The 15,836-nt window shown below is 68.6% G+C and carries 18 protein-coding genes; 11 read left to right on the top strand and 7 right to left on the bottom strand.

Annotated features, from left to right (window positions below):
* Nucleotides 1–2 precede the first annotated feature (2 nt).
* The 6 genes from HMPREF2914_RS29995 to nirQ form a co-directional block, all read right to left on the bottom strand.
* The gene (locus HMPREF2914_RS29995) at nt 3–1,841 is read right to left on the bottom strand and encodes a nitric oxide reductase activation protein NorD (protein WP_023092343.1); all 1,839 of its coding nucleotides are present in this window, start codon (nt 1,839–1,841) and stop codon (nt 3–5) included.
* A gap of 1 nt (nt 1,842) precedes the next feature.
* Nucleotides 1,843–3,240 carry a nitric-oxide reductase subunit NorB gene (norB, locus tag HMPREF2914_RS29990; protein WP_003084883.1) on the bottom strand — a complete coding sequence of 466 codons (1,398 nt, stop codon included), beginning with the start codon at nt 3,238–3,240 and terminating at the stop codon, nt 1,843–1,845.
* A complete protein-coding gene (norC, locus tag HMPREF2914_RS29985; RefSeq protein WP_003084881.1) occupies nt 3,240–3,680 on the bottom strand; it encodes a nitric oxide reductase subunit NorC in 441 nt (146 codons plus the stop codon). Before norC ends, norB begins: the two co-directional genes overlap by 1 nt.
* 89 nt (nt 3,681–3,769) lie before the next feature.
* On the bottom strand, nt 3,770–4,027 hold the full coding sequence (locus HMPREF2914_RS29980) for a cytochrome C oxidase subunit IV family protein (protein WP_023092342.1): 258 nt from the start codon (nt 4,025–4,027) through the stop codon (nt 3,770–3,772).
* Nucleotides 4,028–4,034: 7 nt separating this feature from the next.
* The gene (locus tag HMPREF2914_RS29975) at nt 4,035–4,562 is read right to left on the bottom strand and encodes a cytochrome c oxidase subunit 3 (RefSeq protein ID WP_003118864.1); all 528 of its coding nucleotides are present in this window, start codon (nt 4,560–4,562) and stop codon (nt 4,035–4,037) included.
* Nucleotides 4,563–4,596: 34 nt separating this feature from the next.
* Nucleotides 4,597–5,379, bottom strand: coding sequence for a transcriptional regulator NirQ (gene nirQ, locus HMPREF2914_RS29970; protein WP_003084875.1), 783 nt, complete (start codon nt 5,377–5,379; stop codon nt 4,597–4,599).
* Between the two features lie 215 nt (nt 5,380–5,594).
* Here nirQ and nirS point away from each other — a divergent pair, with 215 nt between their 5' ends.
* From nirS to nirN, 11 genes are read left to right on the top strand one after another with little or no spacing between them, the layout of a single operon-like run.
* Complete coding sequence (gene nirS / locus HMPREF2914_RS29965) at nt 5,595–7,301, top strand: nitrite reductase (RefSeq protein ID WP_003111532.1); 1,707 nt, start codon at nt 5,595–5,597, stop codon at nt 7,299–7,301.
* Between the two features lie 50 nt (nt 7,302–7,351).
* The gene (gene nirM, locus HMPREF2914_RS29960; RefSeq protein WP_003129143.1) at nt 7,352–7,666 is read left to right on the top strand and encodes a cytochrome C-551; all 315 of its coding nucleotides are present in this window, start codon (nt 7,352–7,354) and stop codon (nt 7,664–7,666) included.
* Complete coding sequence (gene nirC / locus HMPREF2914_RS29955) at nt 7,663–8,022, top strand: cytochrome c55X (protein WP_003084870.1); 360 nt, start codon at nt 7,663–7,665, stop codon at nt 8,020–8,022. Before nirM ends, nirC begins: the two co-directional genes overlap by 4 nt.
* Nucleotides 8,019–9,197: a heme d1 biosynthesis protein NirF gene (gene nirF, locus HMPREF2914_RS29950; RefSeq protein ID WP_023092341.1), complete on the top strand. Its 1,179-nt coding sequence runs from the start codon at nt 8,019–8,021 to the stop codon at nt 9,195–9,197. Before nirC ends, nirF begins: the two co-directional genes overlap by 4 nt.
* 8 nt (nt 9,198–9,205) lie before the next feature.
* Entirely contained in the window at nt 9,206–9,658 is a 453-nt protein-coding gene (locus HMPREF2914_RS29945; protein WP_003084864.1) for an AsnC family transcriptional regulator, read from the top strand.
* Nucleotides 9,655–10,179, top strand: a complete 525-nt coding sequence (locus tag HMPREF2914_RS29940) for a siroheme decarboxylase subunit beta (protein WP_003111534.1) — start codon at nt 9,655–9,657, stop codon at nt 10,177–10,179. The genes HMPREF2914_RS29945 and HMPREF2914_RS29940 overlap by 4 nt, the downstream gene beginning before the upstream one ends.
* Entirely contained in the window at nt 10,172–10,615 is a 444-nt protein-coding gene (locus HMPREF2914_RS29935; RefSeq protein ID WP_023092340.1) for an Lrp/AsnC family transcriptional regulator, read from the top strand. The genes HMPREF2914_RS29940 and HMPREF2914_RS29935 overlap by 8 nt, the downstream gene beginning before the upstream one ends.
* On the top strand, nt 10,590–11,105 hold the full coding sequence (locus HMPREF2914_RS29930) for a siroheme decarboxylase subunit beta (protein WP_003084858.1): 516 nt from the start codon (nt 10,590–10,592) through the stop codon (nt 11,103–11,105). Before HMPREF2914_RS29935 ends, HMPREF2914_RS29930 begins: the two co-directional genes overlap by 26 nt.
* A complete protein-coding gene (gene nirJ / locus HMPREF2914_RS29925) occupies nt 11,099–12,262 on the top strand; it encodes a heme d1 biosynthesis radical SAM protein NirJ (RefSeq protein ID WP_003106109.1) in 1,164 nt (387 codons plus the stop codon). The genes HMPREF2914_RS29930 and nirJ overlap by 7 nt, the downstream gene beginning before the upstream one ends.
* Nucleotides 12,263–12,272: 10 nt before the next feature.
* Nucleotides 12,273–13,112: a uroporphyrinogen-III C-methyltransferase gene (cobA, locus tag HMPREF2914_RS29920; protein WP_003113243.1), complete on the top strand. Its 840-nt coding sequence runs from the start codon at nt 12,273–12,275 to the stop codon at nt 13,110–13,112.
* On the top strand, nt 13,103–14,584 hold the full coding sequence (gene nirN, locus HMPREF2914_RS29915; RefSeq protein ID WP_003113244.1) for a dihydro-heme d1 dehydrogenase: 1,482 nt from the start codon (nt 13,103–13,105) through the stop codon (nt 14,582–14,584). The genes cobA and nirN overlap by 10 nt, the downstream gene beginning before the upstream one ends.
* A gap of 332 nt (nt 14,585–14,916) precedes the next feature.
* Here the strand turns inward: nirN and HMPREF2914_RS29910 are convergent.
* Nucleotides 14,917–15,836, bottom strand: a 920-nt coding sequence (locus HMPREF2914_RS29910; protein WP_048765244.1) for an acyl-CoA dehydrogenase C-terminal domain-containing protein, incomplete at its 5' end; no start/stop codon positions are given.

Below are 15,836 nucleotides of genomic sequence, written 5' to 3'. Positions count from 1 at the left end.
TCTCAGCGGCGCAGGCGCCGATAGAGCTGGAGCAGGCGCTCAGGCAACTGCCCGGCGCGCTCGACCAGCGCGAAGCCGTCGGCGCCGAACAGGTAGGGCAGGTAGTCCGCCGCCTCCTTGTCGATGGTGATGCAGAAGGGCACCAGTCCCTGGCTGCGCGCCTCGATCACCGCCTGGCGGGTGTCCTCGATGCCGTAGCGGCCCTCGTAGCGGTCCAGGTCGTTGGGCTTGCCGTCGCTCAACAGCAACAGCAGGCGACGCTTCTGCGGCTGCCCGCCGAGCACCTGGCTGGCCCGGCGGATCGCCGCGCCCATCCGCGTGTAGTAGCCCGGCGAGAGCGCCAGCACGCGACCGCGGACCTCGCCGCCGTAGCCTTCGTCGAAGTCCTTCAGCACCTGCCAGCGCACCTGCTGCCGGCGCACCGAGGAAAACCCGTACAGCGCGAAGGGGTCGCCCAGTGCCTGCAACGCCTCGCCGAACAGCAGCAGGCTGTCGACGATGCTGTCGATCACTCGCCGCTGGTCGTCGAGGTAGGCTTCGGTGGACATCGACAGGTCCGCCAGCAACAGGCAGGCGAGGTCGCGCCGGCGCGGCCGCTGTTCGAGGAACAGGCCTGGCTGGGTGGAACCGCCGCGCCGCCGCTCGACCTGGAAGTCGAGCCAGGCATCGAGGTCGATCTCGTCGCCTTGCGGCTGCTGGCGCAGGCGTTGGCGGCCGTCGCGCAGGCAGGCGAACTGGCGGCGCAGATGCAGCGCGGTCTTCTCCAGGTGCGCCGGCAGGCTGGCGCTGGTCGCGCCGCGCGGCCGCATCGGTTGCAGCAGCACGTGGTCGCTCAGCAGGCGCTGCTGCCGATAGTCCCACTCGGGCAGCTTCAGCCCGGGGCCGAGCGGCAGGTCATCGTAGTCGGCGGCCGGCAGGTCGAGATCCAGGCGCAGGCCGCCGCCCTTCTGCGTGCGCTGGCGCGACAGCGACAGGTAGTCGAGGTCTTCGGCGACGCGCGCGCCGTCCGGGTCGTCCTCGTCGTCGCTACAGCGGTCCAGGGCCAGGTGCTCCGACCAACTGAGCAGGCTTTCCAGGCGGAACAGCAGCAGGTTGCGTTCGCTGTCGCGTTCCTCGACACGCTCGGCGCGCTTGCGCGCTCCGCTGCGGGCGACCTGGCGCTTGCCGGCGCCGGCGGCCGCTTCCTCGCCGTCCTCCGCGCTGGCGGAAGGCGTCCAGCGCTCGCCGGGATACAGCCACAGCGGCACCGGCCAGGGCGCCCGCTCGACTCGCGGGAAGCGCTCGACGCTGCCCGGTTTGGCAAGCGCGCGGCGCAGGGCGATTTCCAGTTCGGCGTCTGCCGCCGGGCAATCGTCCAGCGACGGGCGCTGGCGCAGATGCGCGGCGACCAGCCGGGCGTAGCGCGGGCGCAGCGCCGGATAGGCGTCGAGCAACTGCCGCGCCCAGCGCTGGTTGTCCTGGGCCCAGTGCCGCAGCGGCCCGGCGCTGGCCGCCAGCAGCGCCAGCCAGCGATACAGTTCACGGTTCAGCTCGGCCTGCGGATAGACCGCGAGGGATTCCGGCAGGCGCAGGCTGTCGCCGTTGAACCAGGACACCGGGGCCTGCTCGCAGGTCCCGGCGACCCGCTGCAACCAGGTGCGGCGTAGCAGCAGGCGGCGCGCCGGGGTCGCCTCGAGGGCTACCCCCGGTGCGCCGCCGAGCGCCCGGAAGAGCATGCCGAGCGGACGCCGCATGCTCTCCAGGGTCACCCGCGCCGCCTCGAACTCGCCGCTGGCATGGCGGGTGATGAAGCGGTGCCAGTGGGCGCCGACCCATTCCTCCAGCTCGACGGCGAAGGCCATCTCAGGCGGCCGCCTTGCCGCGCCGGAAGCTCAGCAGGTAGGCGACCAGGCCGATGAGGAACACCACCCCGGCGCCTTCGCGCAGCCAGTAGAAGATCGCCAGCTGGTCCTGGGTGGCCATGAAGGTCATCGCCGCGCCGTCCGCCGGCATCCGTTGCAGCCAGACCTGCAGCACCCCGGCCGCGGAGAGGAACAGGGTGATGAACACCATCGCCACGGTCATCAGCCAGAAGCCCCACATCTCCAGGACCTGCGAGCGGTTGTCCATCGCCTCGCCGATCCCGCGCAAGCGCGGCATGGCGTAGGAGATGATGGTCATCACGATCATCGCGTAGGCGCCATAGAAGGCCATGTGGCCGTGGGCGGCGGTGAGCTGGGTGCCGTGGGTGTAGTAGTTGACCGGCGCCAGGGTATGCATGAAGCCCCACACTCCCGCGCCGAGGAAGGCCATCACCGTGGTGCCCATGGCCCACAGTGCGACCGCGCGGTTCGGATAGTCGCGGCGGCGGCGGTTGATGGTGTTGAAGGCGAACAGCACCATGGCGAAGAACGGCAGCGGCTCCAGCGCCGAGAATACCGAGCCGAGCCACAGCCAGTAGCCGGGCACGCCGATCCAGAAGTAGTGGTGGCCGGTGCCGATGATGCCGCTGATCAGCGCCATGGCGATGATCACGTAGAGCCACTTCTCGATCACCTCGCGGTCGACCCCGGTGATCTTCACCAGCACGAAGGCGAGGATCGCACCCATGATCAGTTCCCACACGCCTTCCACCCACAGGTGCACCACCCACCACCAGTAGAACTTGTCGCGGGTGAGGTTTTCCGGGTTGTAGAAGGAGAACAGGAACAGCAGGGCGAGGCCGATCAGGCCGGTCATCAGGACCATGCTGATGGCGGTCTTGCGCCCGCGCAGCACGGTCATGCCGACGTTGAACAGGAAGCCCAGGGCGACGATCACGATGCCCGCCTTGCTGATGGTCGGCTGTTCGAGGAACTCGCGGCCCATGGTCGGCCACAGTTCGTTGCCGGTGAGCCTGGCCAGGCCGGCGTAGGGTACCAGCAGGTAGCCGAGGATGGTCAGCACGCCGGCAGCGGCGAATACCCAGAACAGGATCCAGGCCAGCTTCGGGCTGTACAGCTCGCAGTCGCTCTCCTCCGGCACCAGGTAGTAGGCAGCGCCCATGAAGCCGAACAGCAGCCAGACGATCAGCAGGTTGGTGTGCACCATGCGCGCGACGTTGAAGGGGATCGCCGGGAACAGGAAATCGCCGACCACGTACTGCAGGCCCATGATCAGGCCGAACAGGATCTGCCCGACGAAGAGGATCAGGGCGAACACGAAGTAGGGTTTGGCGACCGCCTGCGAGGCGAATTTCAGGGAGCCATTGGGCGACATCATCAACCCTCCTTGTTCGGCGGCCATTGGTTGGTATCGATCTTCGAGCTCCACTTGAGGAACTCGGCCAGGTCGTCGACCTGCCCTTCGCTGAGATGGAACTGCGGCATGGCGCGGCGGCCCGGCACGTTCAGTGGCTGGATCTTCATCCAGGCCTGGAGGAAGGTGTTGAAGCCCTCCTCGCCGCCACGGCGTCCGACCACGTTGCCCAGCTCCGGCGCGAAGTAGGCACCCTCGCCGAGCAGGGTGTGGCAGCCGACGCAGTTGTTCTGTTCCCAGACCAGCTTGCCGCGCACCACCGCGGCGCTCATCGCGGCCTCGTTGGTGCGCTCGGGCAGGGTCTTCTCGGTGTGGTAGGTCAGGGCCAGGAACAGCAGGATGAAGAACACACTCCCGCCGAAATAGATGTTCCTGGCCATGCCTTTGGTAAAGGTCTCGGACATGCGGCCTCCTGGAATGGGTGGTGCGGCGATTCTAGGAAGCGGCGGCGGCGAACCCGCTTGATGGCAATCAAGATTCCCGAACGATTTACTCAGTTATTCATCCGCGCCAGGTACAGCGCAGCGCCCACCGCCAGGGCCATCAGCAGCGGCCAGGCCAGCAGCAGGCGGCGCCATAGCGCCGGGGCATGGGCCAGCTCCATGAAGCGCTCGCCGATCAGCCAGCCCTTGGCCACCGCGCAGGCCAGCACCACCGCCAGCAGCCAGGGAGAGTCGCCGGCGCCGCCCAGCAGCACGCCGGCCACGGCCAGCGCCAGCAACGCCAGCCAGCAGAGGGTCAGGGTTCGCATCGGCACCTCATTGCAGGACGTAGACCAGCGGGAACAGCAGCACCCAGACCAGGTCGACCATGTGCCAGTAGAGCACTCCCGACTCCAGTCCCGAGCAAGCCTGCGGCGTATAACACCGGCGCCAGCAGGCCTGCGCCAGCCAGCCGAGGATCAGCAGGCCGAGCAGGACGTGGAGGAAATGGAAGCCGGTCAGGCACCAGTAGAGGGTGAAGAAAGTGTCGTGCTCGATGTCCAGGCCGAGATCGGCGAGCCGCCCGTACTCGTGCAGCTTCAGGCCGACGTAGACCAGCGCCAGCAGCAGCGCCGCCAGCAACCAGCCGCTCGCCTGGCGCGGCCGTCCGCGGCGCACCGCATGCACCGCCAGCGCGGCGAGCCAGCCGGAGCTGAGCAGGGCCACGGTCAGCAACAGGCCCCAGCGGCTATCCAGTTGCTCCCGGCCGGCACGGAACAGCTCCGGCTGCCAGGCCTGGGCGCCGGCGAACGCCAGCAGCAGCAGGCTGAACACGCTGAGTTCGGCGAGGATGAAGAACCACATCGCGAGGTCGCCGGGCAGGCGCCGCTCGACGGTATCAGGCGACATGGAGATCGACGATGTCCATCAGCGCCGCCACCGTCGCCGGGTCGTCCGAGAGCGGTTCGGCCAGCGCCACCCGGCACGCCTCGCGCGGGTCCATGCCGTCGCCGATGAGGCGCGCGGCGAAGATCAGCAGGCGGGTCGAGGCGACTTCCTCCAGGTCGTGCTGCTCCAGCCGCCGCAGCGCCTGGCCCAACTGCACCAGGCGCTGCGCCAGGGCCTCGGCACAACCGCTCTCGCCGACCAGGATGCGTGCCTCCTGCTGCGCCGCCGGGTAGTCGAAGCGCAACGCGACGAAACGCTGCCGGGTGCTGGGCTTCAGGCCCTTGAGCAGGTTCTGGTAGCCGGGGTTGTAGGACACCACCAGCATGAACGAAGGCGGCGCCTGCAACGTCTCGCCGGTGCGCTCCAGGTACAGCTCGCGGCGGTCGTCGGCCAGCGGGTGGATGGCGACCGTGGTGTCCTGGCGCGCCTCCACCACTTCGTCCAGGTAGCAGATACCGCCTTCGCGCACCGCGCGGGTCAGCGGGCCGTCCTGCCACCAGGTGCCGTCGGCGCCGATCAGATGGCGGCCGAGCAGGTCGGCGGCGCCCAGGTCGTCGTGGCAGGCGACGCTGTACAGCGGCAGTTCCAGGCGCCGCGCCATGTACTGGACGAAGCGGGTCTTGCCGCAACCGGTGGGGCCCTTGAGCAATACCGGCAGGCCGTGCCGCCAGGCGCGCTCGAAGACTTCGATCTCATGGCCGGTGGCCTCGTAGAAGGGTGTCGCGTCCCGCATGTCCTACTCCTGCGCTAGGGATTAGGACCGCACGCTATTCACAGTTGGAAGGTGCCACAAGCGCAAAGCAACGCAATCTTGATTCCGGTCAAGCAAGGGTAAAGACCCTGCTTTCTATGATCCTTTCGCGCCATGAATTCCCGGGAGTTCCCGACGCAGCCACCCCCAAAACACTGCTAAGGGAGCGCCTCGCAGGGCTCCTGAGGAGATAGACCATGCCATTTGGCAAGCCACTGGTGGGCACCTTGCTCGCCTCGCTGACGCTGCTGGGCCTGGCCACCGCTCACGCCAAGGACGACATGAAAGCCGCCGAGCAATACCAGGGTGCCGCTTCCGCCGTCGATCCCGCTCACGTGGTGCGCACCAACGGTGCCCCCGACATGAGTGAAAGCGAGTTCAACGAGGCCAAGCAGATCTACTTCCAACGCTGCGCCGGTTGCCACGGCGTCCTGCGCAAGGGCGCCACCGGCAAGCCGCTGACCCCGGACATCACCCAGCAACGCGGCCAGCAATACCTGGAAGCGCTGATCACCTACGGCACCCCGCTGGGCATGCCGAACTGGGGCAGCTCCGGCGAGCTGAGCAAGGAACAGATCACCCTGATGGCCAAGTACATCCAGCACACCCCGCCGCAACCGCCGGAGTGGGGCATGCCGGAGATGCGCGAATCGTGGAAGGTGCTGGTGAAGCCGGAGGACCGGCCGAAGAAACAGCTCAACGACCTCGACCTGCCCAACCTGTTCTCGGTGACCCTGCGCGACGCCGGGCAGATCGCCCTGGTCGACGGCGACAGCAAGAAGATCGTCAAGGTCATCGATACCGGCTATGCCGTGCATATCTCGCGGATGTCCGCTTCCGGCCGCTACCTGCTGGTGATCGGCCGCGACGCGCGGATCGACATGATCGACCTGTGGGCCAAGGAGCCGACCAAGGTCGCCGAGATCAAGATCGGCATCGAGGCGCGCTCGGTGGAAAGCTCCAAGTTCAAGGGCTACGAGGACCGCTACACCATCGCCGGCGCCTACTGGCCGCCGCAGTTCGCGATCATGGACGGCGAGACCCTGGAGCCGAAGCAGATCGTCTCCACCCGCGGCATGACCGTAGACACCCAGACCTACCACCCGGAACCGCGCGTGGCGGCGATCATCGCCTCCCACGAGCACCCCGAGTTCATCGTCAACGTGAAGGAGACCGGCAAGGTCCTGCTGGTCAACTACAAGGACATCGACAACCTCACCGTCACCAGCATCGGTGCGGCGCCGTTCCTCCACGACGGCGGCTGGGACAGCAGCCACCGCTACTTCATGACCGCCGCCAACAACTCCAACAAGGTTGCCGTGATCGACTCCAAGGACCGTCGCCTGTCGGCCCTGGTCGACGTCGGCAAGACCCCGCACCCGGGGCGTGGCGCCAACTTCGTGCATCCCAAGTACGGCCCGGTGTGGAGCACCAGCCACCTGGGCGACGGCAGCATCTCGCTGATCGGCACCGATCCGAAGAACCATCCGCAGTACGCCTGGAAGAAAGTCGCCGAGCTACAGGGCCAGGGCGGCGGCTCGCTGTTCATCAAGACCCATCCGAAGTCCTCGCACCTCTACGTCGACACCACCTTCAACCCCGACGCCAGGATCAGCCAGAGCGTCGCGGTGTTCGACCTGAAGAACCTCGACGCCAAGTACCAGGTGCTGCCGATCGCCGAATGGGCCGATCTCGGCGAAGGCGCCAAGCGGGTGGTGCAGCCCGAGTACAACAAGCGCGGCGATGAAGTCTGGTTCTCGGTGTGGAACGGCAAGAACGACAGCTCCGCGCTGGTGGTGGTGGACGACAAGACCCTGAAGCTCAAGGCCGTGGTCAAGGACCCGCGGCTGATCACCCCGACCGGCAAGTTCAACGTCTACAACACCCAGCACGACGTGTACTGAGACCCGCGTGCGGGGCACGCCCCGCACGCTCCCCCCTACGAGGAACCGTGATGAAACCGTATGCACTGCTTTCGCTGCTCGCCGCCGGCACCCTGCTCGCCCAGGGCGCCTGGGCCGAAGACCCCGAAGTGCTGTTCAAGAACAAGGGCTGCGTGGCCTGCCATGCCATCGACACCAAGATGGTCGGCCCGGCCTACAAGGACGTCGCCGCCAAGTTCGCCGGCCAGGCCGGCGCCGAAGCGGAACTCGCGCAGCGGATCAAGAACGGCAGCCAGGGCGTCTGGGGCCCGATCCCGATGCCGCCGAACGCGGTCAGCGACGACGAGGCGCAGACCCTGGCGAAGTGGGTCCTGTCGCAGAAATGAACGCCCCTCCGGACTTCCGGCGCGCCGCCAGCCACGCCTTGTGGCTGGCCCTCGCGCTGACGTTCGCCTGTCCTCTTCCGGGCCTGGCCGACGAGCATCCCGATGCCCGTCGCCAGGCCCAGTTGCGTCACCTGCTGTTGCAGGACTGCGGCTCCTGCCACGGCCTGCGCCTGACCGGCGGCCTCGGCCCGGCGCTGACCCCCGAGGCCCTGCGCGGCAAGCCGCGCGAATCGCTGGTCGCCACCGTGCTCATGGGCCGTCCGCAAACCCCGATGCCCCCCTGGGCCGGCCTGCTCAGCGAAGACGACGCCGGCTGGCTGGTGGACCGCCTGATCGAAGGAGAGATCGCCCCATGAACCTGCGTCCCCTCGCGCCGCTTTTCCTCGCCCTGCTCGCCGGCTGTAGCCAGCAGCCGCCCTTGCGCGGCAGCGGCGACCTCGGCGTGCTGATCGAACGCGCCGACGGCAGCGTGCAGATCCTCGACGGCACGGCGAAGACCTCGCTGGCGCGGGTCGAAGGCCTCGGCGACCTGTCCCACGCCTCCCTGGTGTTCTCCCGCGACCAGCGCTACGCCTACGTGTTCGGTCGCGACGGCGGCCTGACCAAGCTCGACCTGCTGGCCCAGCGCATCGACAAGCGCCTGATCCAGGGCGGCAACAGCATCGGCGGAGCGATCAGCCAGGACGGTCGGCTGGTCGCGGTATCCAACTACGAGCCGGGCGGGGTCAAGGTGTTCGACAGCCGCACCCTGGAGCTGGTCGCCGAGATTCCCGCCACCCGCCTCCCCGGCCAGGACAGGAACTCCCGGGTGGTCGGCCTGGTCGACGCGCCGGGGCAGCGTTTCGTGTTCAGCCTGTTCGACAGCGGCGAGATCTGGATCGCCGACTTCAGCCAGGGCGACACGCCGCACCTGACCCGCTTCCGCGATGTCGGCAAGCAACCCTACGACGCCCTCATCAGCCCCGACGGGCGCTACTACATGGCCGGGCTGTTCGGCGAGGACGGCATGGCCCAGCTCGACCTCTGGCACCCGGAGCGCGGCGTCAGGCGCGTACTCGGCGACTACGGCCGCGGCCAACGCAAGCTGCCGGTGTACAAGATGCCGCACCTGGAGGGCTGGACCATCGCCAGCGACCAGGCCTTCGTCCCGGCGGTCGGCCATCACCAGGTGCTGGTGCTCGACGCGCGCGACTGGAAGCAGACCGACGCCATCGACGTCGCCGGCCAGCCGGTGTTCGTCATGACTCGACCGGACGACCGGCAGATCTGGGTCAACTTCGCCTACCCGGACAACGACAAGGTGCAGGTCATCGACAGCGAGACCCACGAAGTGATCGAAACCCTACGCCCTGGCCCCGGCGTACTGCACATGGAATTCAGCGGGCGCGGCGACCAGGTCTGGATCTCGGTGCGCGACGCCGACCAGTTGCAGGTCTGGGACCCGTACCGCCTGAAGCGCATCGGCAGCCTTCCGGCCCGCAGCCCGAGCGGCATCTTCTTCAGCCACCGCGCCCAGCACATCGGACTCTAGGAGGCACCATGGACGACCTCTCCCGCCGCCTCCTCGCCCGCTACCAGAAAGGCCTGCCGATCTGCGCGGAACCCTATCGGCGGATGGCCGAGACCCTGGGTTGCAGCGAAGCCGAGGTGCTCGAACGGCTGCGTCGCCTGGAAGCCGACGGCGCGTTGTCGCGGGTCGGCCCGGTGCTCCGCCACCAACGCGCCGGGGCCAGCACCCTGGCTGCCCTGGCGGTGCCCGAGGAGCGTCTGCAACGGGTCGCCGAGCGCATCAGCCAGTACGCCGAGGTCAACCACAACTACCAGCGCGAACACCGCTACAACCTGTGGTTCGTGCTCACCGCCGGCGACCGCGCGCAACTCGACCGGGTACTGGCGGAGATCGCCGCCGACACCGGCCTGCAACCCCTCGACCTACCGATGCAGGAAGCCTACTGCATCGACCTCGCGTTTCCCCTGGAGGCCAGCCGATGAACCCCGTCGAACCCCTCGCCGCGCCGCAGCGGCAACACCTGCGCTACCTGCTGGAACAGGGCCTGCCGCTGGCCAGCCGGCCCTACCGGGTGCTCGCCGAACGCATCGGCGCCGGCGAAGACGAAGTGCTGGAACAGGTCCGCCGCTGGGACGAAGACGGCCTGTTCCGCCGCTTCGGAGTGATCCTCCACCACCGCGCCCTGGGCTATACCGCCAACGCCATGCTGGTGCTGGACGTCGCCGACGCGGAGGTCGACGCCGTCGGCCGCGCCCTCGCCCACGAAACGATCGTCTCGCTCTGTTACCGCCGCCCGCGTCGCCTGCCGATGTGGCCATACAACCTGTTCTGCATGATCCACGGCCGCGAGCGCGGCGAAGTGGAACGCCAGATCGAGGCCCTGCTGGAGCGCCACGCCCTGCGCCAGACACCGCACCGCTGGCTGTTCAGCCTGCGCGCCTACAAGCAGTGCGGCGGCCGCTACACCGCGCCGCCGGCCGACCTGGAGCGCCGCCATGGATGAGTTCGACCGGCGCCTGCTGAACCGCCTGCAACACGGCCTGCCGCTGGAGCCGCATCCCTACGCGCTGCTCGCCGCCGAGCTGGATTGCCGCGAGGAAGACATCCTGCGCCGCCTCGACGACCTGCTCGACGACGGCACCCTGACCCGCTTCGGTCCGATGTTCGATATCGAGCCCCTCGGCGGTGCCTTCACCCTGGCCGCCATGAGCGTGCCGGAGGCGCGTTTCGAAGAGATCGCCGCGCTGCTCGCCGGCTGGCCGCAGGTCGCCCACAACTACCGTCGCGAGCACGCCCTGAACATGTGGCTGGTGGTCGCCTGCGACAGCCCGGCGGAGGTCGCCGAGACCCTCGCACGGCTGGAGCGCGAGAGCGGGCTGGCGGTACTCGACCTGCCCAAGGAGGCGACCTACCATGTCGGCCTGCATTTCCCCCTCTGACGCCCTGCTCGCCCGCCGCCTGATCGAACTGACCCAGGCCGGCCTGCCGCTGGTCGCCGACCCTTGGGCGTGGATCGCCGCGCAACTGCGGCTGAGCGAGGCGGAGACCCTGGCGCTGCTGAAGCGCCTGCGCGACGCCGGGGTGATCCGGCGCATCGCCGCGGTGCCCAACCACTATCGCCTTGGCTACCGGCACAACGGCATGACCGTCTGGGACGTCGCCGACGAACGCATCGAACGCCTCGGCCGGCTGGTAGGCGGGCTGTCCTTCGTCAGCCATTGCTACCGGCGCCCGCGCCATCTGCCGCAGTGGCGCTACAACCTGTTCGCCATGGTCCACGGCCGCAGCGAAGCGGAGATCGAAGGCTACCGCCAGCAGATCCGCCTGCTGCTCGGCGAGGACTGTCGCGCCGACGAGATGCTGGTGAGCAGCCGCATCCTGAAGAAGACCGGCCTGCGCCTGGCGCAGAAGGAGGAACGTCCATGCTGAGGATCAGCCATTACCTGCGCAGCCTCGCCGAGGACGCGCCGACGCCGCGCCGCGCCGGCGGCAGGCGCGCCCCGGTGGTGATCTGGAACCTGCTGCGGCGCTGCAACCTGACCTGCAAGCACTGTTACTCCACCTCCGCCGACAGCGACTTCCGTGGCGAGCTGGAGACCGCGGAAATCCTTCGCGGCATCGACGACCTGCGCGCCGCCGGAGTGCGTGTGCTGATCCTCTCCGGCGGCGAGCCGCTGATGCACCCGGACCTCTTCGAGATCGCCGCCCATGCGCGCCAGGCCGGGATGTTCGTGGCGCTGTCGAGCAACGGTACGCTGATCGACGAAGGCAACATCCAGCGCGTCGCCGAGGCCCGCTTCGACTACGTCGGCATCAGCCTCGACGGCCTGCGCGAGACCCACGACCGCTTCCGCCAGAAGCAGGGCAGCTTCGACGCCGCGCTGGCGGCCATGCGCCTGTGCCGCGAGGCGGATATCCGCGTCGGCATGCGCACCACCCTGACCGAGGAGAACGCCGCGCAACTACCGGCACTGCTCGACCTGATGCGCGAACTCGACGTGCAGAAGTTCTACCTCTCGCACCTCAACTACAGTGGCCGCGGCCGCCGCAGCCGCGCCCTCGACGCCCACCACCGGCGCACCCGCGAGGCCCTCGCGCTGCTCTTCGAACGGGCCGACGAGGACATCCGGCAGGGGCGCGACAGCGACTTCGTCACCGGCAACAACGACGCCGACGCGATCCTTCTCCTCGACTGGCTCAAGCGCCGCCGCCCGCAGCAACTGGCGCGTCTCTGCGAGCTGCTGCTGGACTGGGGCGGCAACGCCTCGGGCGAGGGCATCGCCAACATCGACAACACCGGCGAGGTGCATCCGGACAGCTACTGGTGGCACCACAGCGTCGGCAACATCCGCCATCAGCGCTTCGCCGACTTCTGGTTCGAGCGCCCCGACCCGCTGCTCCTGCAACTGCGCCAGCGCCCGCGACCGGTGGTCGGGCGCTGCAGCCAATGCCGCTGGCTGGACATCTGCAACGGCAACACCCGCACCCGCGCCTGGGCCGGCGGAGAACTCTGGGGCGAAGACCCCGGCTGCTACCTCAGCGATCAGGAAATCGGCCTCGAGCGCATCGCGCTGCACGCCGTCTAAGGAAAGCCTCATGAACACTACCGTGATTCCGCCGTCCCTCCTCGATGTCGATTTCCCTGCCGGCAGCGTCGCCCTGGTCGGCGCCGGCCCCGGCGATCCGGGCCTGCTCACCCTGCGCGCCTGGGCCCTGCTGCAACAGGCCGAGGTGGTGGTCTACGACCGCCTGGTCGCCCGCGAGCTGATCGCCCTTCTGCCGGAAAGCTGCCAGCGCATCTACGTCGGCAAGCGCTGCGGCCACCACAGCCTGCCGCAGGAAGAAATCAACGAGCTGCTGGTGCGCCTGGCCCGGCAGCAACGCCGGGTGGTCCGCCTGAAAGGCGGCGACCCGTTCATCTTCGGTCGCGGCGCCGAGGAGCTGGAGCGCCTGCTCGAAGCCGGCGTCGACTGCCAGGTGGTCCCCGGCGTCACCGCCGCCTCCGGTTGCAGTACCTACGCCGGCATCCCGCTGACCCACCGCGACCTCGCCCAGTCTTGCACCTTCGTCACCGGCCACCTGCAGAACGACGGCCGCCTCGACCTCGACTGGGCCGGCCTGGCGCGTGGCAAGCAGACCCTGGTGTTCTACATGGGCCTGGGCAACCTCGCCGAGATCGCCGCGCGCCTGGTCGAGCACGGCCTCGCCAGCGACACCCCGGCGGCGCTGGTCAGCCAGGGCACCCAGGCGGGCCAGCAGGTGACCCGCGGCGCCCTTGCCGAGCTGCCGGCGCTGGCGCGACGCTACCAGTTGAAGCCGCCGACGCTGATCGTCGTCGGCCAGGTGGTGGCGCTCTTCGCCGAGCGCGCGATGGCGCATCCGTCATACCTGGGCGCCGGCTCGCCGGTCAGCCGCGAGGCCGTCGCATGCGCCTGATCGGCCTCGCCCTCGGCCTGCTCCTCGGCGCCCTCGCACAGGCCGGCGAAGCGCCGGGGGAAGCGCTCTACCGCCAGCACTGCCAGGCCTGCCACGGCGCCGGGCGGCTCGGCGGCAGCGGCCCGACCCTGCTCCCGGAAAGCCTTTCGCGGCTGAAGCCGGCGCAGGCCCGCGAGGTGATCCTGCACGGTCGTCCGGCAACCCAGATGGCCGGCTTTGCCGGTCAATTGGACGACGCCGCGGCGGACGCCCTGGTCGCCTATCTCTACCAGGCGCCGCCGCGCGAACCGCAGTGGAGCGCCGAGGACATCCGGGCCAGCCAGGTTCAGCCGCATCCCCTCGCCACCCTGCCGTCCAGGCCCCGCTTCGAGGCCGACCCGCTGAACCTGTTCGTGGTGGTGGAGTCCGGCGACCACCACGTGACCATCCTCGACGGCGATCGCTTCGAGCCCATCGCCCGCTTCCCCTCGCGCTACGCCCTGCACGGAGGTCCGAAGTTCTCCCCGGACGGGCGCCTGGTGTACTTCGCCTCGCGCGACGGCTGGGTGACCCTCTACGACCTGTACAACCTGAAGGTGGTCGCCGAGGTCCGCGCCGGCCTCAACACGCGCAACCTGGCGGTCAGCGACGACGGGCGCTGGGTCCTGGTGGGCAACTACCTGCCCGGCAACCTGGTGCTGCTGGATGCCCGCGACCTTTCCCTGGTGCAGGTCATCCCGGCGGCCGACGCCCAGGGCCAGGCCTCGCGGGTCAGCGCGGTATACACGGCACCGCCGCGGCACAGCTTCGTGGTCGCCCTGAAGGACGTCCACGAGCTGTGGGAGCTGCCCTATGCCAACGGCAAGCCGGTCGCGCCGAAACGGTTGGCGGTGGCCGACTACCTCGACGACTTCTCCTTCAGCCCCGACTACCGCTACCTGCTGGGCAGCTCGCGGCAGGCCAGGGGCGGCGAGGTGATCGAGCTGGACAGCGGCGCGCGGGTCGCCTCGATCCCGCTGTCGGGCATGCCGCACCTCGGCTCGGGCATCTACTGGAAGCGCGACGGGCGCTGGGTGTTCGCTACGCCGAACATCAGCCGCGGGGTGATCTCGGTGATCGACCTGCAAAACTGGAAGCCGTTGAAGGAAATCGTCACCGACGGCCCCGGCTTCTTCATGCGCAGCCATGCCGACTCGCCCTACGCCTGGACCGATACCTTCCTTGGCAAGAAACACGACGAGATCCTGCTGATCGACAAGCAGACCCTGGAAATCGCCCATCGCCTGCGCCCCAGCCCGGGCAAGGTGGCCGGCCACGTCGAGTTCACCCGCGACGGCCGCTACGCCCTGCTCAGCGTCTGGGACCGCGACGGCGCGCTGGTGGTCTACGACGCGCACAGCCTGGAGGAAGTGAAGCGACTGCCGATGAACAAGCCGTCGGGCAAGTACAACGTCGGCAACAAGATCGGCTATGCGGAGGGAACCTCGCACTGAGGCTCGGGCGAGACGCCATCAACGGATATCCCCGTATCCTCCGCGACGGGCCACGACACCCCTGTCCCATCACGGCACGAGAAAAACCACGGGAATGGCGGATAACCGCAAGCGGTTATTCGCCCTACCGCCCACCCTGTGCGAGGAGCCGTAGGGCGCATAACGCCAACGGCGTTATCCGCCGATCACCCTGTCCCATCACGGCCCCGAGAAAACCCTGGGAATGGCGGATAGCCGCAAGCGGATATCCCCCCACCCGTCCCGCGCGCCGAGCCCCCGGCGCCTAGAAAAAAGCCCCGCATCGCGGGGCTTTCCGTCTCAGGCGCCAGGCCTCAGAACTGCTCGGCGTCCAGCAGGTACAGCGACTCGCTGCCGGCGCGCACGGAGGCGCTCAGGGAATGGATGCGCGGCAGCAGGCGGGCGAAGTAGAAGCGCGCGGTACCCAGCTTGCTGGCGTAGAAGTCGTCCTCGCCCTGCTTGGCCAGCGCGGTGCGCGCCATCAATGCCCACATGTAGGCGTAGGCGGTATAGCCGAACACATGCAGGTATTCGACCGACGCCGCGCCGATCTCGTTGGGGTTGCCCTTGGCACGGTCGAGCAGCCAGGCGGTCAGCTCTTCCAGATTCTCCACGGCGGCCGCCAGCGGCTTGCTGAACTCGCCCAGGGCCTCGTCGGCGGAAGCGACGAAGGCCTTGATCTCGTCGGTGAAGTGACGGGAGAAGGCGCCGCCGCTGCCGATCACCTTGCGCCCCACCAGGTCGAGCGCCTGAATGCCGTTGGTGCCTTCGTAGATCTGCGTGATGCGACAGTCGCGCACCAGTTGCTCCTGGCCCCATTCGCGGATGAAGCCGTGGCCGCCGAAGATCTGCTGGCCATGGATAGTGGTTTCCAGTCCCATGTCGGTGAGGAATGCCTTGGCCACCGGGGTCAGCAGCGCCACCAGCTCTTCCGCACGCTTGCGGGTGACCGCGTCTTCGCTGTACTTGGCGGTGTCCAGCTGCATCGCGACGTAGCTGGAGAAGGCGCGGCCGCCTTCGTTCAGCGCCTTCATGGTGAGCAGCATGCGGCGCACGTCGGGGTGCACGATGATCGGGTCGGCGGCCTTGTCCTTGGCTACCGGGCCGGTCGGCGCGCGGCTCTGGATACGCTCGCGGGCATACTCGATGGCGCTCTGGTAGGAGCGCTCGCCGGTGGCCAGGCCCTGGATGCCGACGCCAAGGCGCTCGTAGTTCATCATGGTGAACATCGCCG

Source organism: Pseudomonas sp. HMSC067G02, assembly GCF_001813485.1.
GTDB classification, from domain to species: Bacteria; Pseudomonadota; Gammaproteobacteria; order Pseudomonadales; family Pseudomonadaceae; genus Pseudomonas; species Pseudomonas aeruginosa.
The sequence above is the reverse complement of the archived record's forward strand: the minus strand, read 5'-3'. Positions and strand labels throughout refer to the sequence as shown.